General features: G+C 66.0%; 21 protein-coding genes. 7 read left to right on the top strand and 14 right to left on the bottom strand.

Features of this window, described 5'->3' with window-relative positions; translation table 11 throughout:
• The 4 genes from QE494_RS14905 to QE494_RS14920 all read right to left on the bottom strand — a co-directional run.
• Nucleotides 1–635, bottom strand: a 635-nt coding sequence (locus tag QE494_RS14905; protein ID WP_300044414.1) for a glycoside hydrolase family 5 protein, incomplete at its 3' end; no start/stop codon positions are given.
• Nucleotides 636–928: 293 nt separating this feature from the next.
• Nucleotides 929–1447, bottom strand: a complete 519-nt coding sequence (locus tag QE494_RS14910) for a gluconokinase (RefSeq protein WP_300044415.1) — start codon at nucleotides 1445–1447, stop codon at nucleotides 929–931.
• The gene (locus QE494_RS14915; protein WP_300044416.1) at nucleotides 1444–2394 is read right to left on the bottom strand and encodes an SMP-30/gluconolactonase/LRE family protein; all 951 of its coding nucleotides are present in this window, start codon (nucleotides 2392–2394) and stop codon (nucleotides 1444–1446) included. The genes QE494_RS14910 and QE494_RS14915 overlap by 4 nt, the downstream gene beginning before the upstream one ends.
• Complete coding sequence (locus QE494_RS14920; protein ID WP_300044457.1) at nucleotides 2391–3212, bottom strand: NAD(P)-dependent oxidoreductase; 822 nt, start codon at nucleotides 3210–3212, stop codon at nucleotides 2391–2393. The genes QE494_RS14915 and QE494_RS14920 overlap by 4 nt, the downstream gene beginning before the upstream one ends.
• Nucleotides 3213–3249: 37 nt before the next feature.
• Between QE494_RS14920 and QE494_RS14925 the strand changes: the two genes are divergently transcribed.
• The 6 genes from QE494_RS14925 to QE494_RS14950 all read left to right on the top strand — a co-directional run bounded on the left by QE494_RS14925 (nucleotide 3250) and on the right by QE494_RS14950 (nucleotide 10536).
• Complete coding sequence (locus QE494_RS14925) at nucleotides 3250–4320, top strand: aldose epimerase family protein (protein ID WP_300044417.1); 1071 nt, start codon at nucleotides 3250–3252, stop codon at nucleotides 4318–4320.
• A 31-nt stretch (nucleotides 4321–4351) separates the two neighbouring features.
• Complete coding sequence (locus tag QE494_RS14930) at nucleotides 4352–5269, top strand: LysR family transcriptional regulator (protein WP_300044418.1); 918 nt, start codon at nucleotides 4352–4354, stop codon at nucleotides 5267–5269.
• Nucleotides 5270–5452: 183 nt separating this feature from the next.
• Nucleotides 5453–6481, top strand: coding sequence for a tripartite tricarboxylate transporter substrate binding protein (locus QE494_RS14935; RefSeq protein WP_300044419.1), 1029 nt, complete (start codon nucleotides 5453–5455; stop codon nucleotides 6479–6481).
• A 31-nt stretch (nucleotides 6482–6512) separates the two neighbouring features.
• Nucleotides 6513–8183: an arylsulfatase gene (locus tag QE494_RS14940; RefSeq protein ID WP_300044420.1), complete on the top strand. Its 1671-nt coding sequence runs from the start codon at nucleotides 6513–6515 to the stop codon at nucleotides 8181–8183.
• 248 nt (nucleotides 8184–8431) lie between these two features.
• On the top strand, nucleotides 8432–9586 hold the full coding sequence (locus QE494_RS14945; protein ID WP_300044421.1) for an LLM class flavin-dependent oxidoreductase: 1155 nt from the start codon (nucleotides 8432–8434) through the stop codon (nucleotides 9584–9586).
• Between the two features lie 47 nt (nucleotides 9587–9633).
• Entirely contained in the window at nucleotides 9634–10536 is a 903-nt protein-coding gene (locus QE494_RS14950; RefSeq protein ID WP_300044422.1) for an aldo/keto reductase family oxidoreductase, read from the top strand.
• A gap of 128 nt (nucleotides 10537–10664) precedes the next feature.
• Here QE494_RS14950 and QE494_RS14955 read toward each other — a convergent pair whose 3' ends face one another.
• The 5 genes from QE494_RS14955 to QE494_RS14975 form a co-directional block, all read right to left on the bottom strand.
• The gene (locus QE494_RS14955) at nucleotides 10665–12785 is read right to left on the bottom strand and encodes a TIM-barrel domain-containing protein (RefSeq protein ID WP_300044423.1); all 2121 of its coding nucleotides are present in this window, start codon (nucleotides 12783–12785) and stop codon (nucleotides 10665–10667) included.
• Complete coding sequence (locus tag QE494_RS14960) at nucleotides 12782–13813, bottom strand: ABC transporter ATP-binding protein (RefSeq protein ID WP_300044424.1); 1032 nt, start codon at nucleotides 13811–13813, stop codon at nucleotides 12782–12784. Before QE494_RS14960 ends, QE494_RS14955 begins: the two co-directional genes overlap by 4 nt.
• Before the next feature lie 33 nt (nucleotides 13814–13846).
• Nucleotides 13847–14896, bottom strand: a complete 1050-nt coding sequence (locus QE494_RS14965) for a carbohydrate ABC transporter permease (protein ID WP_300044425.1) — start codon at nucleotides 14894–14896, stop codon at nucleotides 13847–13849.
• Nucleotides 14896–15873 (bottom strand): carbohydrate ABC transporter permease, encoded by a 978-nt coding sequence (locus QE494_RS14970; protein WP_300044426.1) that lies wholly within the window; start codon nucleotides 15871–15873, stop codon nucleotides 14896–14898. The genes QE494_RS14965 and QE494_RS14970 overlap by 1 nt, the downstream gene beginning before the upstream one ends.
• Before the next feature lie 69 nt (nucleotides 15874–15942).
• On the bottom strand, nucleotides 15943–17214 hold the full coding sequence (locus tag QE494_RS14975; protein WP_300044427.1) for an ABC transporter substrate-binding protein: 1272 nt from the start codon (nucleotides 17212–17214) through the stop codon (nucleotides 15943–15945).
• 78 nt (nucleotides 17215–17292) lie between these two features.
• Here QE494_RS14975 and QE494_RS14980 point away from each other — a divergent pair, with 78 nt between their 5' ends.
• Nucleotides 17293–18243 carry a S9 family peptidase gene (locus QE494_RS14980; protein ID WP_300044428.1) on the top strand — a complete coding sequence of 317 codons (951 nt, stop codon included), beginning with the start codon at nucleotides 17293–17295 and terminating at the stop codon, nucleotides 18241–18243.
• Between the two features lie 39 nt (nucleotides 18244–18282).
• Here the strand turns inward: QE494_RS14980 and QE494_RS14985 are convergent, their stop codons facing one another.
• Genes QE494_RS14985 through QE494_RS15005 form a run of 5 tightly spaced genes read right to left on the bottom strand, consistent with a single transcriptional unit; the run spans nucleotide 18283 to nucleotide 24578 of the window.
• Complete coding sequence (locus tag QE494_RS14985; protein ID WP_300044429.1) at nucleotides 18283–19404, bottom strand: Gfo/Idh/MocA family protein; 1122 nt, start codon at nucleotides 19402–19404, stop codon at nucleotides 18283–18285.
• 12 nt (nucleotides 19405–19416) lie between these two features.
• Nucleotides 19417–20685 carry an MFS transporter gene (locus tag QE494_RS14990; RefSeq protein ID WP_300044430.1) on the bottom strand — a complete coding sequence of 423 codons (1269 nt, stop codon included), beginning with the start codon at nucleotides 20683–20685 and terminating at the stop codon, nucleotides 19417–19419.
• 12 nt (nucleotides 20686–20697) lie between these two features.
• Nucleotides 20698–21582 (bottom strand): oxaloacetate decarboxylase, encoded by an 885-nt coding sequence (locus QE494_RS14995; RefSeq protein ID WP_300044431.1) that lies wholly within the window; start codon nucleotides 21580–21582, stop codon nucleotides 20698–20700.
• A 55-nt stretch (nucleotides 21583–21637) separates the two neighbouring features.
• Nucleotides 21638–23128, bottom strand: coding sequence for an FAD-dependent tricarballylate dehydrogenase TcuA (gene tcuA / locus QE494_RS15000; RefSeq protein ID WP_300044432.1), 1491 nt, complete (start codon nucleotides 23126–23128; stop codon nucleotides 21638–21640).
• A 34-nt stretch (nucleotides 23129–23162) separates the two neighbouring features.
• Nucleotides 23163–24578, bottom strand: a complete 1416-nt coding sequence (locus tag QE494_RS15005) for an MmgE/PrpD family protein (protein ID WP_300044433.1) — start codon at nucleotides 24576–24578, stop codon at nucleotides 23163–23165.
• Between the last annotated feature and the right edge of the window lie 102 nt (nucleotides 24579–24680).

The following is a 24680-nucleotide window of genomic DNA, read 5'->3' on the forward strand; positions in this document are numbered from 1 at the left end:
GCCGCGCCGGGTGCCTGACCCAACGTATCCCGCGCTTCTCCCTCCGGCTCATTGAGCAATTCGAACAGCAGGCGTGGCGGCCGGTCTCGGTAGCGTGCGGCGATCTGCCGCCACAGGTTCACCAGCCGTGCCTCGACCACCGCCGGGTCCACCGCAAACTCGTTCGGGTGTCTCGAACCGCCAGTCAACTGCTTGTAGTGGTGCATGTCCAGGATGACAAAGCCGCCGCCAGCCAGCAGCCGTTCGATCGCCGCATCCACTCGGCGAGCGAAGGTCTCGTCCAGACGCGCCTGTGCGTCTGGCGAGGCATGGTTGCTCCAGCGCACCGGCAGGCGAACCGTCTGAAAGTGGCGGGTCGCCCGGTCGAGTAGCGCAGGCTCCAGCCGGAGGCCCCAGTCGCCTTCGCGCGGCGCGTCCAGCGCATTGCCCAGGTTCACGCCGCGGCCCAGGGCGTGGGCGACCTCGCAGGCCTGGCGGCTGACCGCGTGACAGGCCTGCCCTGCGGCGTGCCGCGGTGGTGGCCTGGGTTCCTCCAAGGCCCAGGCGGAGGCCGCGCTCAGGGCCAGCAGGGCCGCGACCGCTGCCAGGCCCCATCTTTCCGCGCCAGTCCCGCAGAGAAGGTGTCTGTTTTTCATCGGCCGACGCTAGCGCAAGCGCGCCGGCAGATCGCGTCGGCGCGCGCCGCGATATCGGGTAACCCAAGCCGCCACTGTCCCTACCGCGAACAGTTTCGCTGCCCGCTTTTGCGTTTCCACGGCGACCTTGAGGCACTGGGAAAGCGGGGGGCTGGCAACCGCACGGGCCTGCGCTGGTGCTGCTCAATATTGTCAATCACAACCCGAGGGTCGTGATTGACGCGCTGATTGGCTGATCACTCAGCGAAAGTCCAGTAGGACCTTCATCGCCTGCGTGCGCTTGCAGAGGGGCGTCAAGGCGCAGGTTGCGCTGCCATGTGCCGAGTGATGCCCAGCCAGGCAGCGATCGCGTCAAGCTGCTCCTGAGTGGACTGCAAGCCAGACACGCGCAGCACGTCCGCCTCACCCACCGGCGACTCCAGGGCGGCGAACTGAGAGTTCACCAAGGTGGTAGGAAACAGGTGCTCGGAACGACTGCCCACACGCTGAGCGGCGGTCTGGATGTCGATCTCGATGTACACAAAACGCAAAGCGGGATCGGCCGCGCGCAGCAGGCTACGGTACTTTCGCTTGAGTGAGGAACAGGCCAAAACAACACGGCTTTGACGGAGCGCCAGTTGCTCGCCCAAGGCGCGTAGCCAGGGATCACGGTCAGCATCTTCCAAGGGGATGCCGCTGCGCATCTTCTCCTGGTTGGCCGCAGGGTGGTAGTCGTCGCCCTCCAGCATTTCGCAGCCAAGCCGCTCGGCCAGGTGACGCGCCAGCGACGACTTGCCGCAGCCGGCCACGCCCATGACAACCAGATGGGTCACGCCGCGCCCACTGGCGCAGAGGCCGTGTGCAGACTCGGCTTCCACCCGCTGAACGGCACCTCCGCAATCCCCCGAACACCCGGCCGCAGCATCAGCACCGCACCGTCCAGGCTCGCATCAAAACCCGGCGCGGGCTGCGCCGGTGGGATGCTGGTGACAAACAGCCACTCCATGCTCGGCCCACCAAAGCTGCACATGGCCGGCTTGCTCACGGGCAATTGCAGGGAGCGGTCTAGGCGGCCCTCAGGGGTGAAGCGGTGCACCTGGCCGGCGTCGTTGCCGCAGATCCAGTAGCAGCCCTCGGCGTCGACCGCCGCACCGTCCGGTCGGCCGGGGTACAGGTTCATGTCGACGAACTCGCGCTGCCCGTGTGGCACGCCGTCGTCGCCAAGCTCAAAGCGCCAAATGCGTTGTACTTTCGGGTGCGAGTCTGAGAGGTACATCACCCGTCCGTCAGGGCTGAACCCGAGGCCGTTGCCGGTGAGTAGACCTCGCACCAAGGGCTCTGACAGGCCGTTCGTGTCAAAGCGAAGCAGCACGCCGTCGGCAGCAGCCAGCCCCATGTCCATCACCATGGTGCTGGCCCACAGGCGACCCTGGCGGTCACAGCGACCGTCGTTGAAGCGCATGCCAGTGCGTGGGTGGGTCATGGTTTGCAGCAGGCGGGCATCGGCCTTTTCGCCCGCCTCGGGCAGGTCGACCGCGAACAGGCCGCTTTCCATGCCCGACACCAGGCCGCCACCCGCGCGCAGGGCGATGCAGGCCACCCGCTCGTCGGTCTGCCAGCTGCGAGTGCTACGCGTCGCCCAGTCGAACCGGCGGATGAAGCGGCCCTCGATGTCCACCCAGTACAGCGCCTGCTCGGCGGCGTGCCAGACCGGGCTCTCGCCGACCCGGTCGCGGGTGGTGGAGACAACATCGACCGCGGGTGTGAGGACCTGGCTCATTCGAAATGGCCCGAGCGCACGAAGGCGCCGCCCTGATAGAGGTTGGCCGGATCGCTCAGGTCGAGTGTGGGCTGCACTGCCTCGACCTGGTGGCGGAACGCGTCGGCGCTGTCACGCGGCCGGTAGCCAATGTGGCGGGCCTTGGTGTTGTCATAAAAGGCGGTGGCGTTATCCGAGATGCCGTAGATGACGCTCCAGCCCACCACCGGTGCGGTGAGGCCCGCGACCACCAGGCGCTCCAGGTCGTCGTAGGAGAGCCAGGTGGCCAGCATGCGGCGGTTGGCGGGCTCGGGGAAAGAAGAGCCGATGCGCACCACCAGCGTCTCAATGCCGAAGCGGTCCCAGTACAGGCGTGCCACGTCTTCACCGAAGGCCTTGGACAAGCCATATAAGCCGTCGGGGCGCGGCGCGCTGTCGGCGTCAACCACCTGGTCTTGCCGCCAAAAGCCCATCACGTGGTTGGAGCTGGCGAAGATCACCCGTTTGACGCCGTTCTTGCGCGCGGCCTCGTAGAGGTTGTACAGGCCCACGATGTTGCCGGCGAGGATAGGCTCCCAGGCCTGCTCGGTGGACACGCCGCCCAGGTGCACCACCGCGTCGACGCCGTGCAGCAGTTTTTGCGCGGCCGCTGCATCGGCCAGATCCATCTGCACGCATTCCTCACCGGCCTGCGCCGCATCAAGGGGCGCGATGTCGGTCAGGCGCAGCGACTCGCAATAGCGCTTGAGGCGCGGCCGCAAAACGCGGCCCAGTCCGCCAGCGGCACCCGTTAGGAGCAGACGTTGAAAGGTGATGGGTGTGACGGGTTGGTCGAGCATGGCCATGTGTCGGAAAAGAGTTCGGTTATCGTACGACATGGCCATCCCCACCCCTTCGCCACTGGACCCTTCGAGGTTCATTCATGGCGAGTCAGGCCAGAGTGTTTTGTTTCCCATCGCCACGCCCGGCGGGCTGCGTGCCGCCGTGTGCGCGCATGGCGCGAGGCTGCTGCAACTGGTGGTGCCAGACCGTGAGGGCCGTCCCCGGGATGTCGTCCTGGGCCACGACAGTCTGGAGCGGGTGCTGGGGGGCGTTCCCTCACTGGGCGCCTTCATCGGCCGCTATGCGAACCGCATCGGGCAGGCCCGCTTTGCGCTCGAGGGGCGCAGTTGGCAGTTGCCGGCCAATGATGGCCAGCACTGCATCCACGGCGGCCCCAGGGGCAGCCGGCACCAGATGTTCCGCTTGGTGTCCCAGTCCGCGCAGGCGGTCACCTTGGGTTGGACGTTTCGCGAAGAAGAGGACGGATTCCCGGGCGACGTCGATCTGGCCGTGTGCTACGCGCTCTCAGACCCCGGCACCTTGTCCATCACCTGGGAGGCACGGGTCACGGGCCGATCGACCGTCCTCAATTTCACCCCACACCCCTTCTTCAACCTTGAGGGAGATGGTTTGGGAAGCGCGGGCAGTACGCTTTTGCAGACCGATGCCGCGCAGGTTCTGCGGCTCGATGCGACACGCTTGCCCACCGGTGACATCGACCCCGTGGCCGGCGGCCCGCTGGACTTCCGGGAAGGACAGACGCTGGACGCGGCAAGGCAAGTCCTGGGCACCGGCATTGACCATTGCCTCGTCGTGCCGCCCGGCGCAGACGGTGGGCTGCGGCGCATGGCGCGTGCGCACGCAGCCGGCAGTGGCCTGTCGATGGAGGTGTGGTCGGACGCACCGGCCATTCAGGTGTACTCCGGCCACGGGCTCTCAGGGGAGCTGCCCTCCTGCCGGGGCAAGGAGGGCCATATCTACGGCCCTGGCGCGGGCTTTTGCCTGGAGCCCCAGCAGTTCCCCGATGCGCCTAACCAGCCGAATTTCCCGTCGGCCGTCGTGCCCGCCGGTGAGACCCGACGCGGCACGGTTCAATACCGCTTCAGCGCGGGTTCCGCCCCATAAGCTGCGCCTAACCCGTGTCCAAATGAGCGCCATGAAATCACCTCTCTCCGTTGACCAGTGGCAACTTTTTTTGCAGATCGCCGAGCGGGGAAGCCTCACCGAAACCGCTGCGGCGCGCGATGTTGCGCAATCGGCGATCAGCCGGCAACTCGGTGCCATCGAGCGGGCCTGCGGCGGCAAGCTGTTCGAGCGCACTCCGCGAGGCGTGCGCCTCAATGAAGTCGGTCAGAGCCTGTACCCACGGGTGCAGGCCTGGGTGCAGCAAGGCCAAGCGCTCACCGAGGATGCGACGGGGCAGCTTCGAGAGCCGGCGGGGCTGGTGCGCCTGGGCATCATCGAATCGCTCGCCGACGAGGTTTGTGCACCCGTCCTGGCCGAGACCCGGAAGAAGTTTCCCGAGATCCGGCTGCACCTGGTGCCCGGCATGAGCGGCCGCATCTCCGAGAGCCTGGAGCGCGGCGCGCTGGACATCGCCTTGTTTTCCGAAAACACCCGCGGGCGAAGTGGCCGGGGCGATGCCGTCGGGCGCATGCCGCACGTGCTGGTGGGGCCGCCGGGTGATCGCCTCACCGCCAAGAAGGAGCTGCCGTTCGAAGCGCTCCATGACCTGCCTCTGGTCGTACCAGGGCAACCCTACGCCTTCCACAGTGTGCTGGAACACTGGGCCCGGCGCAGCGGCATTCGGCTGAACGTCCAGCTCGAATGCGACGCACTGCATCTGCAAAAGCGTCTGGTGGTGGCGGGTGGGCTCTACGCGATCATGGGTCTCACCGCGGTTCGCTCGGAAGTAGCCACCGGGCAATTGCAAGCCGCACGAATCGTGCGGCCCAGTCTGGACCGCAACATCGTGCTGCGCGTCTCCACACAGACGGTGCCCTCGCAGGCCACCTTGGCTGTGCGGGACATCGTGCGCCGGCAGGTCCGGAAGGTGTTTCCTTCCCACGCCTAAAGGGCGGTGGCGCCTGTTTGCATCTGCTTGCACGTGCTTGAAGCTGTGTCTTTGGTATATCTCCAGAGGCATGACCTGCCTGCCCTGTCAGGTGCTATCAACCTCCTGGGTCAGGGCCTAGATTGCTCGCAGGGGCCGAACCAGGCCTTCGCCTGCCCTCACACCTCTGTTTGGACTTAGACCATGCCGCTGAAAAACACGCCTTCCCAAGCCCAGTCGCTCGCAGCCTTCCTTCCTTCCAGCCAGCGCCGCACCCTCTTGGGCGCGATGGCGACGACGGCGGCAGGTCTTGCACTACCCGCCTCGGGCTGGGCCCAGGCGGCCTACCCTTCGAAGGCGATTTCTCTGATCGTGCCCAACCCCCCGGGTGGCAACACGGACATCCTGGCCCGCATCTTTGCGGCGCCGCTCGCCAAGGCCCTGGGCCAGCCGGTGGTGGTCGACAACCGGGGTGGCGCCGGTGGTGTCATCGGCATCACGGCGGCGGCCCGCGCCGCCCCCGACGGTCACACCATTGCCCTGGGCAACTTGAGCGACCTGGTCGTCAGTCGCTACGCGCAGGCCAATGTCCCCTATGACCCCGCCAAGGATTTCATGCCGATTTCCGCGCTGGCCAAGGTCTCAATCGTGGTGACCGCGCTGCCCACCATGCCGGCGAAAACCTTCCAGGAATTCCTCGCCATGGCCAAGGCCAACCCCGGCAAGTACAAATGCGGCACTGCGGGCAACGGCACCATCGGCCACCTGTGCCTGGAGGCGCTCCAGGCCGCAGCCGGTGTGGACATCGTCCACGTTCCCTACCGAGGCGGGGCGCCTGCGCTCAATGATCTGCTGGGTGGTCACATTGACCTGCTGATCGACGGAACCGCCTTTGCTCAAGTGAAGGCTGGCAGACTGAAGGCGCTGGCGGTCACGGCTGATCGCATCCCCTCACTGCCCAACGTGCCTTCGATTGGTGAGTCGGGTGTGGCCGGCTTTTCTTTTGGCAACTACTGGGGCCTGCTGATGCCGGCGGGGTCGCCGGCGCAAGCGGTCGCCCGGCTCAATGCTGAAGTGCAAAAGATTGCCGAACAACCCGAGATTCGCGCGCAGCTCGAGGGTGCCGGCTTTGCCACTTACGTCTCGACGCCGGCGGAATACGGGCAGGCGCTGCAACGCTCCTACGAACAAATCGGGGCCTTGGTGAAGAAGGCGAAGATCACCTTCGACTGACGCGTTCGTCCTGCCTTACCGCGTCCGCAACATGTCGCGCAAGCCCGACATTGTCCTGGTCATGGCCGATGACATGGGCTATTCCGACATCGGCTGCTATGGCAGCGAAATCGACACGCCCCATATCGACCGCCTCGCGAAAGAGGGGGCGCGGTTCTCGCAGTTCTACAACACGGCCCGCTGCAGTCCGTCCCGCGCCTCCCTCCTGACCGGATTGCACCCGCACCAGACCGGCGTAGGCATTCTGACCAAGGACGACCGCCCGCACGGTTACCGTGGTTCATTGAACGACAACTGCGCCACCCTGGCAGAAATCCTGTCTGATGCCGGCTATGCCACCTGTCTCTCGGGTAAATGGCATTTGGCTTCCAACACCAAGGCGCCCAACGGCGCCTGGCCCACCGAGCGCGGCTTCGAGCGCTTCTATGGAACCCTGGCCGGGTCCTGCTCGTACTTCCAGCCGGCGACCTTGACCCGCAACGAGACCCCTGCCGAAGCCGAAGCGACGCAGGACCCTGGCTACTACTACACCGATGCCATCTCGCGTGAGGCCTGTGCCTTTGTCCGCGATCAGGGCGACAGCGACGATCCTCTCTTTTTGTACGTCGCCTACACCGCACCCCATTGGCCTTTGCAGGCGCTCGAGGAGGACATCGCGAAATTCAGGGGGCGCTATGACGCGGGCTGGGATGCGCTGCGCCAGCAGCGCCTTGAGCGCCTGCGTGAGTCGGGCCTGCTGGCCGGGAGTTTGGACTCCCTCGCGGACTGTCCGCGTGACCCGGGCGAGCCGGCCTGGGAACAGGCCGATCACAAGGCCTGGGAAGCGCGGCGCATGGAGGTGTACGCGGCGCAGCTTCACCGCATGGACCAAGGCATTGGCCAGATCCTGGACGCGCTCGATGCAGCGGGGCGTCTCGACAACACCCTCGTCATCTTCCTCTCCGACAACGGCGCGTGCGCCGAAGTGCTGCCCTTGGATGGGAGCGCTGAGGCCTTCAAGAAGCGCAGGCCCGATCTGGACAGGCTCAAGCCCCGCAATGGCAATGAGTTGCAAGTTGGCAATGAGCCGTCGATCAACCCCGGCACCGAAGACACCTTCGCCAGCTACGGGCGAGCCTGGGCCAATCTCTCGAACACTCCCTTTCGGCTTTACAAAAGGTGGACCCATGAGGGCGGCATTTCCACCCCGTTGATCATCCGCTGGCCAGCCGGTCATCTGCCGGCGGGCGCCATCGTGCGCGGGCCCTTTCAGCTCACGGATATCTTGCCAACGGTGCTCGAAGCCGCTCAGGTGACTTACCCGCGTCAACTCGGTGGGCGGGACTTACCTGCTTGCGAGGGAGTCAGCTTCCTGCCTTCGTTGCGCGGGCAGGGTGCGCCTGCTGCGACGACTGGGACGACCCCTCCGACCGATTCAGCCACATCAGCCTGCCACACCCTCTTCTGGGAACACACCGGCAATGCCGCCGTGAGGCGCGGCCGCTGGAAGCTGGTGCGTGAGTACCCCAAGCCCTGGGAGCTGTACGACATGGACACCGATCGGGCCGAGACCCGAGACCTCGCCTCCGTGCATCCGGACACCGTCCGTGAACTGGCCGATGCCTGGCAGGTGTGGGCCGACCGCGTCGGGGTGGTGCCTTGGGACCAGGTGCTCGCGGGCTACCGGGCCTTGGGTAAGAGTGAGGAAGAGGCGGCGGGTTGATCCAGGGGCGTTCTGCCTCGGGGCAGGCTTCATCCTGTTGCCTGCGCCGACAAGCCGGAGTCGCCCTGGTGGCTGCCGGTCCGTGGAGCGGCTTTCGCTGCGTCAGTCCTTCGGCGTGAAGCCCTCCGGCGGAACTGCCTGCGGTTCCTGCCGCCGCCCGGCGTGAGTCGCGGGCTCCTCTATCATTCAATTACTTCAAGCAAGGCTGGACTTTTGGCCTGTTCGGGCTCTATCCCAGAGGTGTTTTCATGAGCATTGTTCCGGTCCGCGGTGCGGACATCGAGGGCGCAGAGGTCGCGTGGTTCGCGCCCCTGTGCTCTGATGATTTCCGCTATCTCGGCGTTCCCGAGGGCGAGTTGCGCAGCAGCTGGGCCCACACCAGCCGCATCACCCAGCGCGCCGAGGAACTGGGCTTTCGCAACATCTTGTGTCCCTCGTCCTATCAGGTTGGCCAGGACACGCTGAGCTTCGTCGCCGGCATGGCCCCTCGATTGAAGGCGATGAGCATGTTGGCCGCCATCCGATGCGGCGAGGTGCAGCCGGCCATGCTGGCCCGCACGGTCGCCACGCTGGACCACATGACTGAGGGGCGCCTCACGCTGAACGTGATCTCGTCGGACTTCCCCGGCGAGGTGGCCGACAGCGCCTTCCGCTACCGCCGCTCCTGGGAGGTGGTGGAAATTCTCAAGCAGGCCTGGACTCAGGACAAGATCGATTACGCGGGCGAGATCTACCAGATCAAGGGCCTGTCCACCGACCCAGTGCGCCCCTACCAGAGCGGTGGCCCGCTGCTGTACTTCGGTGGCTACAGCCCCGACGCGCTGGAGCTTTGCGGCGCGCACTGCGATACCTACCTGATGTGGCCCGAGCCCAAGGCGCTCATTGCCCAGCGCATGCGTGACGCTCACGAACGTGCCGCCAAATACGGCCGTATGCTGGACTACGGCCTGCGGGTGCACATGATCGTTCGTGACACCGAGGCCGAGGCCCGCGAATACGCCCGCGAGTTGGTCTCTCGCCTCGACGACGGCAAGGGCGCTGAAATCCGTGGCCGCGCGCTGGACGCCGTGAGCCTGGGCGTGGCCCTGCAAAGTGCCAACCGTGACCGCGCCGATGACGAAGGCTATGTGGAGCCCCACCTCTGGACCGGCATCGGCCGCGCCCGCAGTGGCTGTGGCGCCGCCATCGTGGGCAGTGTGGACCAGGTGCTTTCCGAAATTCAGGAGTATCAGAAGATGGGCATCCGCGCCTTCATCTTCTCCGGCTACCCACACCTGCAGGAATGCGAAATCTTCGGCACCAAGGTGCTTCCGCAGCTTAAGACCGTCAACCTCGCACAGGCCTATGGCCGCGTGCCCACACAGACCCCCGCCACGCCTCTGGGCGTGGGCAGACGCCAATGACCTCTCCCAACCCCTCCACTTCATCCACGTCCACTGCCATCGGACGCATGACCCTTCCCAACGGCCGCTCGCTGTCCCGCCTGGCCTATGGCGTGTGGCGCCTGTCGGAAGCCGCCGACAGCTCGGTGCACGCCAACGTGGCCCGCATCGAGGCCTGCCTGGCGCAGGGCATCACCACCTTTGACCACGCCGACATCTACGGCAACTACAGCTGTGAGCAGCTCTTTGGCCAGGCCCTGCGGGCGCAGCCCTCGCTCAAGGACAAGATCGAGGTGGTCACCAAGACCGACATCATGCTGATGTCGGACCAGTGGCCTGGTACTCGCGTCAAGCACTACGACACCAGCGCCCAGCACGTTCGTAGCAGTGTCGATCGTTCGCTCGCGCGTATCGGGGTGGACGTGATCGACCTGTTGCTCATTCACCGCCCCGACCCGCTGATGGATGCTGGCGAGCTCGGTGCGTGTCTCGACGGCCTCATTGATACGGGCAAGGTTCGCGGCGTGGGCGTGTCCAACTTCATGCCCTGGGATGCAGACCTGCTGCAATCGCGCATGAAGCACCGTTTGCAGGCCCAACAGATCGAGCTCGGCCTGCTGCACACCGCGCCTTTCACCAACGGCCAGCTGGCCCACGCGCAGCAGCACCGCATGCCGGTGATGGCCTGGTCGCCTCTCGGGGGCGGCCGGCTGCACACACAGGCCGGCCAAGCGGGTACCGCCGCCGCCCGGCTCGCGCCCCGGCTGGCGGCGCTGGCGCGGGAGGCTGGCACGGATACCAGCGCTGTGGCTGTCGCCTGGTTGCTGCACCATCCGGCTGGCATACAGCCGGTCATGGGCACCAACCAGATCGAACGCATCGTCCGCATCGCCGATGCGCTGAAGGTTCCGATGGACCGCCAGACCTGGTTCGAGCTTTACACCTTGGCCAACGGCCACGAGGTGCCCTGACTCACGGCCTTTTCAGGAACAGCCCGGGCACGCGACGGGTATTTGCGGGCCATCTGCGGGCCATCTGCGGGCCACGCGTGCAGGGCATGACCCAAGTCCCGGCGAGACCCGGCGGCCGCCCGATGGTGTCAGAAGCGGCGGATCTCGCTCACCGGGTCGTCATGCCGCGCGACCTGGCCGGGGGCCGGGGCGGCGCAGGCAATCGCAGCCCCCGAGCGCGCAAACAAGGGCAGCTTGTCCAGCGCTGCGTCCACCGTGTGCCACTGGCCGCTGGCGTAGGCCTGGCCTGTCTCGAAGTCGAACCACTGGCCGCCCTGCGGCAGTTGGGGCAGATAGATGTGGCGGCGGGTTGCGCCTTCTTCCACCACCGGGGCGACCAGCAGGCTGCTCCCCAGCATGAAGTCGTCGCACCCTTCCAAGCACTGCGCGTCTTCGGGAAAGTCGTAAAAAGTTGGCCGGATGATGGGCTCGTGCTGGCTGGCGGCGCGCTCGAAAAGAGACCACAGATACGGCATGAGCCGGTAGCGCAACTCGATGGCGCTGCGGGTGATGGCGCTGACCTCCGGGTGCAGCCAGGGCACGGTGGTCACCCCGTCGGCCTTCCAGGAGTTCATCACCATGCGCGGGTTCAGGCAGCAGGCCTGCACCCAGCGCGCCAGCAGCTCGGGGCCGGGGCTGGGGCCGAAGAAGCCGCCCACATCGTGGCCGACGTTGAACATGCCCGAGAGCGACATCTGCAAGCCGGTTCGGAGGTTCCACCGCAGGTTGCGCCAGTCACTGCTGTTGTCGCCTGTCCAAGTCTGGGCATAGCGCTGGATGCCGGGCATGCCGCCACGGGTGATGGTGTAGACCGGCGCCTGCGGCGAATGGGCCTGCTGCGCCTCGTAGGTGGCCCGCGTCATCAGCAGCGGGTGCAGGCCGCGCGAGCGATGCATAGGCACGGGCCGCCCGAAGCCGCTGGACTGTGCGTAATCCTCGTTGATCGCGTACTCGTTGTTGTCGTTCCAGCCTGCGTCAATGCCGTAGTTCAGCACCATCCGGGTGAGGCCGTCTTTCCACCAAGCCAGAGTGGTCGGGTTGCTGAAGTCGAGGTGTGAGCCCTGGCCATCCCAGAAGGGTTCGAGTACCGGCTGGCCGGTTCGCGCGTCCTGGATGAAGCCGCCAGCAGCCTCCACCGCACCGAAGGCCGGGTGGTCGTCGAGCAGACAGGGCTTGGTGTTGGCCACCAGCATCAGGCCTGCCTCGTGGAAGCGGGCGTTCAGCGCCTTCGGGTCCGGGAACTTGCTGGCGTTCCAGGTAAACACGTAGCGGCGCTTGCCGCGGCTGGAGTAGCCCGAGCCGTAGTGGAAAGAGGACACCGGCACCCGGTGGGCGATTGCCTCGTCCAGAAACTTGCCCAGTTGCACCTGCGCGTCGGGCGCATCGGCCAGCCCCATGGCGGTCTGGGCAAAACCCGCGGACCAGCGCGGAGGCAGTTGCGTGCCGCCAATGAGCTGCACGAATTGGGCGATCACCTCCGCCGGGCTGCGACCCGCGATGACGTAGTAGTCCAGGTCACCATCGTCGATCTCCACGTAGCGGTAGAAGTCGTGGTAGTTGTCGTGCTCGCAGCCCAGGTCGAAGGTGCAGGCTGCCAGGGTGTCGTAGTACAGGCCCACCCACTGACCATTGCCGGCGCGCTTGATCATGAAGGGCCAGTGTTTGTACAGGGGGTCGCCGCGCTCGGGGTCATAGCCCAGAGCGTCCAGGCCGGCGGTGCGCAGGCGCCGGCCGTGCAGGTCCAGCGGGCCGGTCTTGTCACCGAGCCCGTAGTAGCGGTCAGCGCGGTCGCGCGCCTGGTAGTGGCGCACCAGGCCGCCGCGGCCCTGGCGCAGGTAGGCGGTGGTGGCGCGGTCTTGCAGCACCGGAGTGTCTGCGCCGAAGGCGTGCCAGCACAGACCCAGCGGACCGGTGGCTAGAGTGACGGACAGTTGCGAGGTGCCAAAGCGGTTCTCTTCGGCCCCGGTGGCGGGCAAGTTGAAGCCGGACAGGTCCTCCCGTTCACGCCCTTCCCAGGGGGCCTGGCCTTGCGGCGCGACAGCCCAGGTGCGCGGCTCGCGCCAGCCGCCTGCCGGGCGCAGCGACACCCGCGCCAGGGTCTCGCCCAGAAAGCGCACCTGCATCTCGCCGCCATCGTCCAAACTGGTGGTGGCCACGCGGCCCGCGTCGTCGCCCTGGAAACGCCAGGCAGTGGCTTGCCAGGGTGTCATGCCAGGTTCTCCAGGCGCAGTCCTTGTGCGTCGAATGCGTGAATGTGGTGGACGTCTGCCTGCAACCACAGGGTCTGGCCGATGCCGGGCGCAGGGCCTTCGATCAGGGTCTCGATACGGGTGCCATCAGCCAGATCACCCTGCACCAGTGAGTTGGCGCCCATGTACTCAGCGGCGCGCAGGGTCAGCGCCAGACCCTGGCCCTGTGGTGCCAGGTGCAGATGCTCCGGGCGTACGCCCAGCTGCGAGGCTTGACTTGGGCCGCTCCCGGCGCGGCCCAGAGCGGCGGCATGGCTCGCGGGGATGAAGTTCATGCGTGGGCTGCCGATGAACCCGGCCACGAAGGTGTTGCAGGGACGTTCATAGAGCGCCTGCGGGGTGCCCACCTGCTCGATGCGGCCGTCGCGGAGCACCACGATCCGGTCGGCCATGGTCATGGCCTCGACCTGATCGTGGGTCACGTACACCATGGTGGCGCCCAGTCGCTGGTGCAACTCGCGCAGCTCGGCGCGCATCGAGACGCGCAGTTCCGCATCCAGGTTCGACAGTGGCTCGTCGAACAGGAAGATCTTCGGGTCGCGCACGATGGCGCGGCCGATGGCCACCCGTTGGCGCTGGCCCCCCGAGAGCTGGGTGGGCTTGCGATCGAGCAGCGGGTCTAACCGCAGCAGGGTGGCGGCCTCGCCCACCAGACGGTTGATCTCCTGGCGTGCCACCTTGGCATTCTCGAGGCCAAAGGCCATGTTGGCGCGCACCGTCATGTGCGGGTAGAGGGCGTAGGACTGAAAGACCATCGCGCATCCGCGGTCGGCTGCACCGATGTCGTTGACGCGCTGGTCGTCGATCAGGATGTCGCCGCCACTGGCGGTCTCTAGGCCAGCGATCAGCCGAAGCAGGGTGGACTTGCCGCAGCCCGAGGGTCCGACAAACACGACGAATTCGCCGTGTCGGACCTGCAGGTCGACGCCGCGGATCACGTCGACCTGTTGGAAGCGCTTGGTGACGGAGCGTAGTTCGAGGGTGGACACGTGTGGGACTTCAGGAGGATGTCGGGGTGGCGCTCACTTGACCCCCGCGCTGGCGATGCCGGTGGTGATGTAGCGCTGAAGGAAGGCAAAGACGACGGTCACGGGCAGCAGCGTGATCACGGTCATGGCCAGGAGGTAGTGCCACTGGGTATTGAGCTCACCCTGGAAGGAGTTGAGCGCCAGCTGCAAAGTGAAGAATTCGGACTTGGACAGCACGATCAGCGGCAGTAGGAAATCGTTCCAGCGCCACATGACCGAGAAGATGGCTAGCACCGCTAATGCGGGCGCCGACAGCGGCAAGATGATGCGCCAGTAAATGCGCCACTCGCTGGCGTGGTCCATGCGCGCCGCCTCGATCAGCTCGTCGGGGATGGTGAGCATGTACTGGCGCAGCAGGAACACGCCGGTGGGCGTGGCCACGGCTGGCAGGATCACCCCCCACAGAGAGTTGAGCAACCCGGTGCTGTTGATCACAAGAAAGACGGGCACCAAGATGATGGTGGGCGGAATCATCAGCGTCGCGATGATCAGCAGAAACACTGCCTTCTGACCGGTGAAGCGGTATTTAGAAAGAGCGAAGGCCGCCATCGAGTTGAACAACAAGGTGAGCAGGGTGGCCACGACGGTGATGAACACCGAATTCCACAGGTACTTGCCGAAGGTGAATTTGCCGAACAGGTCGGTGTAATTGGAAGTGGCCCAGGTGATTTTTTCTACCGGAGTCCGCTCCTTGATGTTGACCTGGATCTCGGTGCTTGGCTGTGCCGGATCGACCAGGGTGGCCATGATGCCGATGCGGCGCACCTGGGCCAACTCGCGCGGCTGGCCCTGTTCGTCCTTGACCGTGAACAGGGGCAGGGGCTTGTCATGCCCCTCGACCTTCACCGTCTTTTGCGAGTAGGGCAAAAAGGTGGGCGGAAACTTGCCGATGGCCGCTTCGGTCTTGAGCGAAGACATCACCAGCCATAACACCGGGGCGAACATGGTGAAAAGGCCCAGCACCAGGTAGGCGTAGCTGGCGGTATCGGTCCAATGCAGGCCCCGCCGTCCCCGGGTCGCGGTAAGAAATTGCCAGATGGACATCAGCGTACCTTCTGGCCGGCCTCGCTGGCGCGGGTCAGTTTGAGTTGTATCAGGGTCAGCACGATGAGCAGCAGCGCCAGTGACAGCGAGGCCGCAGCGGCCAGCCCATACAGGTGAATCTGCTCAGCGAAGCCGGTCTGGTAGATGAACTGCACGATGAAGGTGGTGGCCGAGCCCGGGCCGCCGCCGGTGAGGATGAACACCTCATCGAAAATTTGCACCGCGCGGATCATCGCTAGGACGAGCACCACGATCAGATTGGGCATGAGCAGGGGCAATGTGATGCGGGTGAGCGTGCGCCAGTGCGAGGCGCGGTCCATCTCGGCGGCCTCGTACAGGTCACGCGGGATGGCCTGCAGGCCGGCCAGCAAAATCAGGGTGTAAAAGCCCATGTGGGCCCATATCGAGACGAAGATAGTCCAGAAAAATGCCCATGAGCTGTTGGTGAGCCACTCCACCGCTTGGGCGCCCTGGGCCACCAATACCGCGTTGAAAACGCCCTGGCTTTGCAGCAGCCATTTCCAGATCAGGGCCACCACCACCGGCGAGAGCAGTACCGGATAGAAAAACACCCCACGCCAGAAGCCGCGGCCGATGATCTTGCGATTGAGCACCAGCGCGGTCACCAGCGACAGCCCCACCATGAGGGTGACCTGGACCACGCTGAACTTGAGCGTGTTGCTCATGGCGCGCCAGAACACGTCCTTGCGGCAGGTGGAGATGTCCAGGTAGTCGCGGCACTCGTAGAGGATCTGAAAGTTTTCCGCACCGGTGAAGGGCCGCTCGGCGGGCATCAATTGCACGCCGCCGGTGACGGCATACCAGAGGTTGATCAGGATCGGCAGGAAGGTGAACAGGCCGAAGACGATCAGGTTGGGGGCGACGAACAGCCAGCCCAGTCGCGACAGGCCAAGCCAGCGCTGCCCGAGGCGAAATAGCGGCTCGAAGAGGTTGAAGAACCCGGCGAGAAGACGCATAGGGAGGGGTAAAAATGACCCGCGGCGCCAGGGGGCGCCGCGGGTGTTTGGAGTGCGGCAGGCGCCGACTTACCTCTGGGCCTGCTTGACTGCGTCCTGCATGTCGGCGTTGATCTTGTTCAGCGCCTCATCCACGCTCATTTCGCCCACCACCGACTGGGTCACTCGGGCCACTGTGGGCAGCATCATCGCGCGGTTGAACCTGTAGCCCTGGAACTGGAATGCGACCGGGGAGAGATTGGCCACACCCGCGCTGAAGGCGCCGAGGGCCGCCTTGGCGCCCGGCAGGGCCTTGCCGTAGTCGATGCCCTTCTTGGCCAGCCCGGCGTGGGCTGGAATGTTCTCGGTGCGGGCGGTGAACTCGGCGTAGGCCTGCTCAGAAGCCATGAACTCGAGGAAGGCCGCAGTTTCCTTCGGGGCCTTGCTGGTCTTGAGCGCCACCCAGGCGGCACCACCAGGGATGCCAGAGCAGGCGGCCGGACCGCAAGGGTTGGGAACGGCCACCCAGTCGAACTTGGTGCCCACGTCCTTTTGCAGCCGGTTGATCTGCCAGGAGCCGGAGAGCACCATGGCCACGTTGCCGTTGACGAATTCACCGATCGAGTCTGCATACGTCGATCCGCCCGAACCGGCCCACACCTCGCGCAGCATGGTGCCGTCCTTGTGCCAGCCGACGAACTTGGTGACCGCGGTCCTGTAACCTGGGTCGATCACTAACTCGCCCTTGGCGTCGAAAATCTTGGCGCCGTAGCTGATGGCCGGGCCGGCAAAGCGATGGCCGGAGCGATCCCAGGCCATGCCAGCCTTGGTCTGAGTGGCCTTTGACACCTTGCGCACGGCGTCGGCCCAGTCGTCCCAGGTGGCCTTGGGGCCGGGGAGGGCGACCTTGGCCTGATCAAACAGGGTCTTGTTCACATAGGGGCCGGTCATGGTCAGCTGGGACATGAATCCGTAGATTCCCCTGTCGCTTGCCGAGGGGCGCAGCCAACCGGCCGTGGCGCCGAAGTTGTCGTCGAAGTACTTGCGGTTCTTCAGGTTGGCGGAGATGTCCAGGTAGTGCTTGGACAGTCCGCCGAGGTCTGTCACCCGGGCAATGTCCGGGCCCTGGCCGGCAGCCAGTTGCACGGGCAGCTGCTCGACGATGGTCTTGTAGGGGACGGTGTCGACGATGATCTTGGTGCCTGGGTTCTGGGCCTCGAAACGCTTGGCCAGTTCGCTGGTCACTTCGCACTCGATACCGTCCTGGTAGCACATGACACGGACATCGGCAGCCGAAGCGGCGCCGGCGCCGGCAGCCAAGGCGGCCAGCAGAGCGGCGCGGGACAGGGTGGTGGTTTTCATGGGGTCTCCTGTGGGGCGGATCAGCCCTTGTGAAAATGTTGCATCGCCAGCTTGTGTGCCGGCCCGGTGGATCCATCTATGAGCATACCCAATGAAGACCCCCTGAACCTACTGGTAGAAATCCTGTACGGCGGCCTGCCCCCCGACCCGGGGCCGGGTGCCTTGCAGGTGCACCTGCTGCATGAATCCCTCCCTCCTCGGTGGCCCGGCGCCCGCTTACAGACTTGGCGTTGGACGCTGGCCGATGCCCCAGGCCTCGGCTGTGCGGTGCAGGTGCTGTTGCCGGTCGGCGCCGGGCCCGTGCCGGTGCTACTTTCGGGCGACGCCTGCTGGGCCTACCTGGGTGACGACGCCCGCCATGAGGCCCTGGCGGGCGGCTTGGCGCTGGCCTGGTTCAACCGCACCGAGCTGGCCTTTGACGCCCCGCAGGGTCAGAGGGCCGGGCCACTGTTCGAGCGCTTTCCCGAGGCGCGCTTCGGGGCCCTGGCGGCCTGGGCCTGGAGTTTGTCGCGGGCGCTGGACCTGTTGCGGCAGGTGCCGGGGCTGGATGCGGGGCGCGTGGGCGTCGTAGGCCATTCGCGCGGGGGCAAGGCTGCCCTGCTGGCGGGTGCCTGCGATGAGCGTTTCGCCCTGGTGGCTGCCCACAACAGCGGCGCGGCCGGAGCAGGCAGCTCCTGGGACAACGGCCCCGGCAGCGAAGGGCTGGAGGACCTGGCGCAGGCCTTTCCGCATTGGCTGGCACACGAGGGGCAGGCGGGCCGGGTCGAACTGGCCGCCCGCGAGCTGGATCAGGACTTGCTGCTGGCGGCAGTGGCGCCGCGCCACCTGCTGGTGCTGCAGGCCGACAGCGATGCCTGGGCTGACCCCGAAGGTACCCGCAAGATGGTGACGCGTGCCGCCCGCGCCTGGAACGGGCCAGCTGGCGTGGTGATGCCCGGGGTGCGCCTGGTGCGGCGTGCCGGCGGCCACCCGATGGGACTGGCCGACTGGCAGCAGGTGTTTGGCGCGATGCAGGCCCTGGGCCGCTGAAGGAGAGAGCTCACCTGGGCTCGCTCACCCGGGCCCGACCTACCAGCGGAAACGCTCGTCTTTGCGCAGGTCGATCGCCTGTCCGCTGGCAATCGACTCTTGGGCTGCCAGGCCCATGACCACTGCCGCCAGGCCATCGTGCAGGTTGACCTCCACCGGGCCCTGGCCGCGCACCGCAGCCAGGAAACGCTGGTGCTGATAGAGCGTTGAGCCATTGTGGTCGCCGGCGTCCAGTGCCACCGGGTCGACCGGCACCTCGAGTTCGCGCGGGCCCTTGGGGTCGCGCGGGCTGATGATCACCTTGGGTACCGGCGGCTCGCCCAGGTGGGCGGGCCAGAAGCGGCCTGGGCCGGGCACCAGGCACTCGACCTTGGCCTGCGGCCCAACGACTGAGATTTCTTCCTGGTAGCGGGAGCCCTCGGCAAACATGCACAGCTCCAGCAGCCCGCGCTGGCCGCTGGCGAAGTCCACGATCACAAAGGCATTGTCCAGGATGTCGGGTGTGCCCTCGGGGTAGCGCTCGTCCTGGTGGTTGTGGGCGGCCGAGCCGGAGGCAAACACCCGCACCGGCTCGCTTTGCGTCATGTGCCGCATCAGGTCGAAGAAGTGGCAGCACTTTTCCACCAAGGTGCCGCCGGTGTAGCGGTTGAAGCGGTTCCAGTCGCCCACCTTTACCAGGAAGGGAAAGCGGTGCTCGCGGATGGACAGCAGGGTCACCGGACCCGTATGGGTCTGGCGGTGCACCTCCTCCACCAGGCGGGCCACCGGCGGCATGTATCGGTACTCCATTGCCACCCACAGCGGTGCGGCGTAGCGGCTGCCCAGAGCGGCCAGCGCGCGTACATCTTCGATGGTGGTGCAGGCGGGCTTTTCCACCAGCACCGGCAGGCTGCGCAGGGCCGCGATTTCGTGCAGCTGCTGCGCGTGCCGGAAGTTGGGGCTGGTGATGACGAGGCAGTCGACATCGCTGGCGGTAACCACCGCGGCTAGGCTGGAAACGCGTCGGGCGCCAGGTGCCAGGGCCAGGCTGCGTCCAGCCATGCCCTCATCGGGTTCGAAAATACAGGTGACTTGGGCCTCGGGAAGCAGGGCGATGTTGCGCAGGTGCTCCTGGCCCATCATCCCGCAACCGATCAGGCCGTATCGAATGGGATGGCTCATGGTGGCGCTTGGTTACTGCCGCACTGTATCTTCCTGGCCGGTCCCGCTTTCTGGCGCTGATTGCTGGTAGGTATCCCGCCTTGCCAGCACCGGAAACATCCGGAACCAGAGCACGGCCACCACTAGGGTGCCGATGGCACCGCTGACCACCGAGGCCACCGGCCCGAACGCCGCTGCCACCGCGCCTGACTCAAACTCACCGAGCTGGTTGCTGGCGCCGATGAAGATGGTGTTGACCGCACCCACCCGGCCCCGAATCTCGTCGGGCGTGTCCAGTTGCATGAGGGTCTGGCGAATCACCACGCTCACCATGTCGCCAATGCCGGAAATGGTCAGGGCCACCAAGGAGAGCCAGAAGGAGGTGGACAGGCCAAAGACCAGCGTCGACAGTCCGAATACCACCACACCGGCGAACATCCAGCGCCCTACATGCCTGTGCAGCGGATCGCGCGCCAGGAACAGGGAGCAGGCCACCGAGCCCACGGCCGGGGCCGCTCGCAGTGCCCCCAGGCCCTCCGAGCCCACGTGCAGGATGTCCTTGGCATACATGGGCAGCAAGGCGGTCGCGCCGCCCAGAAGAACCGCCATCAGGTCCAGCGAGAGCGCACCCAGCAAGATGGGACTGGCCTTCACGAAGCGCAGGCCGGCGAGCAGGGCGTCCAAGCTTATTGGCTGTGAGGGGGCAGCACTCTTCGAGGGGGTCATGCGCAGCGAGAGCGCCAGTGAGCCCGCCAGTAGCAACAGGGCAATCGCATGCACGGTGACCCCGGTCTCCATGAACAGCAGGCCGGCGATAGCCGGTCCGGCAATCACCGTCGACTGCATGGTGGCGCCATTCACGGCGGCGCCGCGCGGAAGAATGCTGGCCGGTAGAAGCGCCCCGATCAGCGAGCCCTGGGCCGGGTGCTGGAAAGCCCGGGCGACACCCAAGATCACCGAGATGACGAAGATGTCGCTGCGCCCCAGGTCTCCGCTGAGGGTGGTAGCGAGCAGGATGGCGGCCACCAAGGCCTGCAGCGCGGTGCAGACCGCGATGATGCGGGTGCGCGGGTAGCGGTCGGCGGTGTGTCCAGCCAGCAGGGTGAGGGCCAGCACCGGCAAAAATTGCAGCAGGCCCACCAGGCCCAGGTCCCAGGCGCTGCCGGTCAGGTTGTAGATCTGCCAAGCCACCGCCACCATCAACATCTGGTTGGCCGTGGCGCCCAGGAGGCGCGACGCCAGCAGGCGCTGAAAGTCGATGTACGGGGCGAAATCGCCGCGACCGAAGATTCTTCGGAGCATCGAGGGCGGTGCTCAGTCGCCCTGCGCGTATTGCTTTTCCATGGCGTCGAAGCGCGGCTTGTCGACCAGCCGCTGGCGCTCCATGAAGGGGATCACCAGGCTGGGGTCTTCCCGCAAGATTCCCTTGGCCTGCAGTTCACCCAGTGCGCGCTGCATGCCCAGCACCGCGCCTTGCAGTGCGGTGTTGGCGTAGAGCACCAGGCCGAATCCCAACTCGGCCAGTTCAGACTGCGGCAGCTGCGGGGTTTTGCCGCCAATCACGATGTTCATCACCTGCGGCAGCGGCAGCAGCGCCGGGAGCTTGCGCACCTCATCGACCGACTCGGTGGCTTCGACGAAGAGCAGGTCTGCGCCGGCCTCGGCCATGCGCGCCGCGCGTTCAACGGCGGCGTCGAAGCCGTGCACGCTGCGTGCATCGGTGCGCGCGACGATGAGGAAATTGGGGTCGGTGCGCGCATCGAGCGCGGCCTTGATCTTGCCGATCATCTCGCCCAGTGGCGCCACGTCCTTGCCGTTGAAGTGACCGCAGCGCTTGGGGAAGACCTGGTCTTCCAGCTGGATCGCGTCGGCGCCGGCGCGCTCGAGGGTGCGCACCGTGTGCGAGACGTTGACCGCGTTGCCAAAGCCCGTATCACCGTCCACCAGCATCGGAAGGTCTACCGTGCCCCGGATCTGCGAGGTGGCTTGCGCCACATCCTGCAGGCCGATGAAGGCCAGGTCTGGCATACCCAATTGCATATTGGTCAGGCCCGCGCCTGAGAGGTAGACCGTCTCGAAGCCCATGTCGGCAATCACGCGGGCCGACAGGGCGTTGAAGGCGCCGGGCATCAGCAGGCCCTGACGGGCTTCGACGAGTTGGCGCAGGCGGGCACGGCGGGCGGCGGTGGTGTTGGTCATGGCAGATTTCTGGGAGGGGTCTTCAGGGGTGCAGGGCCTTGAGAAGTCCCTGCGCTCAGCTCATTGCGGCACGGCCTGCATTGTCTCCTGCGAGGCGGCCGAACACCGCGCCCGAAACCAGGCCGGTGCCGCTGGGGTAGCTGAAGTAGAACAAGCCGCCCACCATCTCGCCGGCGCAGTACAGGCCCTCGATGTTCTGGCCGGTCACGTCGCGCACCTGGCCGCTGGCCGGGTTGATGCTGAGGCCCCCGAAGGTGAAGGTGATGCCGCAGGTGGTGGCGTAGGCGTCGTAGGGCGGGGTGTCCAGGACCTGTGCCCAGTTGCTCTTGGGCGGGCTGATGCCTTCGGTGGCCTTGCCGTCTTTGATGGTGTGGTTGAACTCCACGTCCTTCTTCACCGCCGCGTTGTAGGCGTACACGGTGTCCAGGAAGGCCTTGGCGTCCACGCCTTCGAGCTTTTCAGCCAGTTCTTCCAGCGTGTTCGCACTGACCTTGGTCATCATCTTGATGCGGTACTCTGACCGTAGCAGCTTGCTCACCTTGCTGTCGAACACCTGCCAGGCGAACTGGCCGGTTTGCTTGAGCACTTCGCCGCCGTACTTGGCGTAGGTGAAGGAGTGGAAGTCCCACCCTTCGTCAACAAAGCGCTTGCCCTCGGCGTTGATCAACAGGCCGAAGATGTAGGAGTGCTTCTGGAACTGGTCGCCCACGCTCAGGTCGCCATAGGGCGGGGCGTTGAGGTCCCAGCCGGTGGCATGAGCCCCCGACCAGTTGCCGTGGCTGCCAGCGCCAATGTCCATCGCCATCTTCAGGCCGTCACCCTGGTTGAAGCGGGTGCCGCGCACCTTGGCCAGCTCCCAGCCCGGGCCCAGGTAGCGGGTACGCATCTCGGGGTTGGCCTCAAAGCCGCCGCAGGCCAGCACCACCGACTTGGCGTGAAAGTTGACCACCTGGCCGCCGTGGCTGGCGCGCACACCGGTGACCCGGTCGCCGTCGAGCAGCAGGCCCTTCGCACGGGTGCTGTAGTGAATGTCAATGCCGGCCTTGCCCGCCGCCTTGTCCAGAAATTCGACCAGGCCATAGCCACCGCCCGACACCTCCACGGGCATGCGACCGAAGAACTTGCGCCTGCCATTGACGACAGCCGACTGCCGGCCGTAGTTGGCGACGAACTTCACGCCCTTGCTGCGCAGCCAGGTCATCACGTCAAGGCTTTGGGTGACCAGAACCTCGGACAGTTCCGGGTCGGTCCGCAGCTGGGTGAGACGAAACAGGTCGTCAAAGAATTCTTCGGTGGTGTTGGTGCCCCAGTCGGCGTCGGCCTCTTCCTGCTCGGTGATGTCGATCACCTGGCGCAGTTCTTCGACACTGTGAAAGGCAAAGCGCATCACGCCACCGGCAAAGCGGCTGTTGCCGCCGCTTTCCTCGGGGTGGGCCGCTTCGAGCACGCCGACACGCGCGCCCTTGTCGTGCGCTGCGAGCGCCGCGCACAGGGCAGCGTTGCCCTTACCGACCACGATCACGTCGTAGTGAATGTCTTTTTCCATGGTGTTACTTCCTACTTGCCTTGAACGATTGAAATCAGGGTTGACGCAGCTGGGCCAGGTGCTGGCCGAGCGCGCTCAGATTGGCGGCTTGCTCGAGGTGGGCCACCTCGGCGGCGACGCCCTTGACGCCCGCGTCGGTCAGCACCGACGCCGCGCACAGGGCAAACTTTTCTTCCAGCAGGTCTTGCGGCAGGGGGTGGTCTGAGGTGCGGCCCAAGGGCTGATGCACCCGTGCCTCGTGCACCGTGCCGTCGGCCAGCGTCACGCGGGCAATACCGCCAAAGTGGTTGTCAGCCGGGAACTGGTCTTCGCCATAACCGGCTACTTCAACGCGCGGCATGAGGGCTTGCACGCGCGGGTCTTCATACGCCTGGCCTTCGAAGTGCTCAAGCGACACGCAGCCGTCAACCAAGCCGCGTGCCAGCACGTACTGCAGGCTGAACTTGGCGTCGAGTGCGCTCTTGGGTTGCGGCCGGTTGGTGTGCTTGAGGCGGCGCGGATGCACCCAGGCCTGCACGCGGGCCACCTGCGCGGGGTTGTAATGGTGCTCGCGCACGAGCGCCAGCAAGCAGTCGATGGCCGGGTGGGTGCTGCCGCAGCAGGGGTACTGCTTGATGGCAATGCCGGGGCGCACGATGTCCAGGGGCGCGGCCCAGGCGTCTAGGGCGCGGGCGGTGTCATAGGTGCCGGGGCCGTTGAACACGTCCAGGAAGCCCTGCTCGTGCTCAAACACGCTGGCGGCGTTGGCAGTGAAGCCTTGCTGCGCGAGCCGCGCGGCAAACAGGCCGTTGCGCGCGCAGTGACCCACGTGCAACGGCTTGGTCATGGTGCCGAAATTGGCCTTGATGCCGCTGGCAAAAGACGCTGCCAAAGCCAGAGCCACGGCGGTGCGCTCGCTGTCCAGCCCCATCAGGCGGGCACAGGCCGCGGCTGCGCCGAAGGTCCCCAAAGTGGAGGTTGGGTGCCACCCTTTTTGGTAGTGGTGAAAGTTGACCGCCAAGCCGATCTTGGTCTCGACCTCGAAGCCGACGATATAGGCCAGCAAAAAGTCGCGGCCGCTGGTGGGGGCCTGGCCCTGCGCATCGCGCTCGTCGGCCAGCGCCATCAGCGCGGGCAGCACCGGTACCGAAGGGTGACCGCCCAGGGTGTTGTTGCAGTCGTCGAAGTCCAGTGCATGCGCCGCCGTGCCGTTGATCAGGGCCGCGTCGAGCGGGCCCACGCGCTGCGCGCTCCCGAGCACCAGCGCCGGGCCGCCCACCAAATCCAGACCGCGGGCGGCCAGGCGGGGCGCGTCTTCGCGGCTGCCCGCCAGTGTCACGCCCAGGGTGTCGATCAAGCCGACCTTGGCCCAGTGCACCGCCTCAGGAGGCAAGTCGTCCCATTGCAAATGAGCGCTGCGTTCGGCCAGGGCACGTGCGAAGCCGGTCTCTGTGGGCATGTCGTGTTGCATGGGAAGAAGTGAAAAATCCATTAGGTATGCCACGGTATACTATCAGCATTCCATTCCCGGCTATCCACGGCCGCCCACCGCTTTTTCACCAGCGACACCCCT

Origin of the sequence: Ramlibacter sp. (assembly GCF_029866045.1) — a bacterium.
In the GTDB taxonomy this organism is placed as follows: Bacteria; Pseudomonadota; Gammaproteobacteria; order Burkholderiales; family Burkholderiaceae_C; genus Ramlibacter.

Coding starts and splice junctions, on each gene's coding strand:
- QE494_RS14955 (WP_300044423.1), bottom strand. CDS start 12,785: ATGACACCCTGGCAAGCCACTGCCTGGCGTTTCCAGGGCGACGACGCG.
- QE494_RS14985 (WP_300044429.1), bottom strand. CDS start 19,404: ATGAGCCATCCCATTCGATACGGCCTGATCGGTTGCGGGATGATGGGC.
- QE494_RS14965 (WP_300044425.1), bottom strand. CDS start 14,896: ATGTCCATCTGGCAATTTCTTACCGCGACCCGGGGACGGCGGGGCCTG.
- QE494_RS14970 (WP_300044426.1), bottom strand. CDS start 15,873: ATGCGTCTTCTCGCCGGGTTCTTCAACCTCTTCGAGCCGCTATTTCGC.
- QE494_RS14950 (WP_300044422.1), top strand. CDS start 9,634: ATGACCCTTCCCAACGGCCGCTCGCTGTCCCGCCTGGCCTATGGCGTG.
- QE494_RS14980 (WP_300044428.1), top strand. CDS start 17,293: ATGAGCATACCCAATGAAGACCCCCTGAACCTACTGGTAGAAATCCTG.
- QE494_RS14975 (WP_300044427.1), bottom strand. CDS start 17,214: ATGAAAACCACCACCCTGTCCCGCGCCGCTCTGCTGGCCGCCTTGGCT.
- QE494_RS14935 (WP_300044419.1), top strand. CDS start 5,453: ATGCCGCTGAAAAACACGCCTTCCCAAGCCCAGTCGCTCGCAGCCTTC.
- QE494_RS14925 (WP_300044417.1), top strand. CDS start 3,250: ATGGCCATCCCCACCCCTTCGCCACTGGACCCTTCGAGGTTCATTCAT.
- QE494_RS14920 (WP_300044457.1), bottom strand. CDS start 3,212: ATGCTCGACCAACCCGTCACACCCATCACCTTTCAACGTCTGCTCCTA.
- QE494_RS14945 (WP_300044421.1), top strand. CDS start 8,432: ATGAGCATTGTTCCGGTCCGCGGTGCGGACATCGAGGGCGCAGAGGTC.
- QE494_RS14930 (WP_300044418.1), top strand. CDS start 4,352: ATGAAATCACCTCTCTCCGTTGACCAGTGGCAACTTTTTTTGCAGATC.
- QE494_RS15005 (WP_300044433.1), bottom strand. CDS start 24,578: ATGCAACACGACATGCCCACAGAGACCGGCTTCGCACGTGCCCTGGCC.
- QE494_RS14915 (WP_300044416.1), bottom strand. CDS start 2,394: ATGAGCCAGGTCCTCACACCCGCGGTCGATGTTGTCTCCACCACCCGC.
- tcuA (WP_300044432.1), bottom strand. CDS start 23,128: ATGGAAAAAGACATTCACTACGACGTGATCGTGGTCGGTAAGGGCAAC.
- QE494_RS14995 (WP_300044431.1), bottom strand. CDS start 21,582: ATGACCAACACCACCGCCGCCCGCCGTGCCCGCCTGCGCCAACTCGTC.
- QE494_RS14990 (WP_300044430.1), bottom strand. CDS start 20,685: ATGCTCCGAAGAATCTTCGGTCGCGGCGATTTCGCCCCGTACATCGAC.
- QE494_RS14940 (WP_300044420.1), top strand. CDS start 6,513: ATGTCGCGCAAGCCCGACATTGTCCTGGTCATGGCCGATGACATGGGC.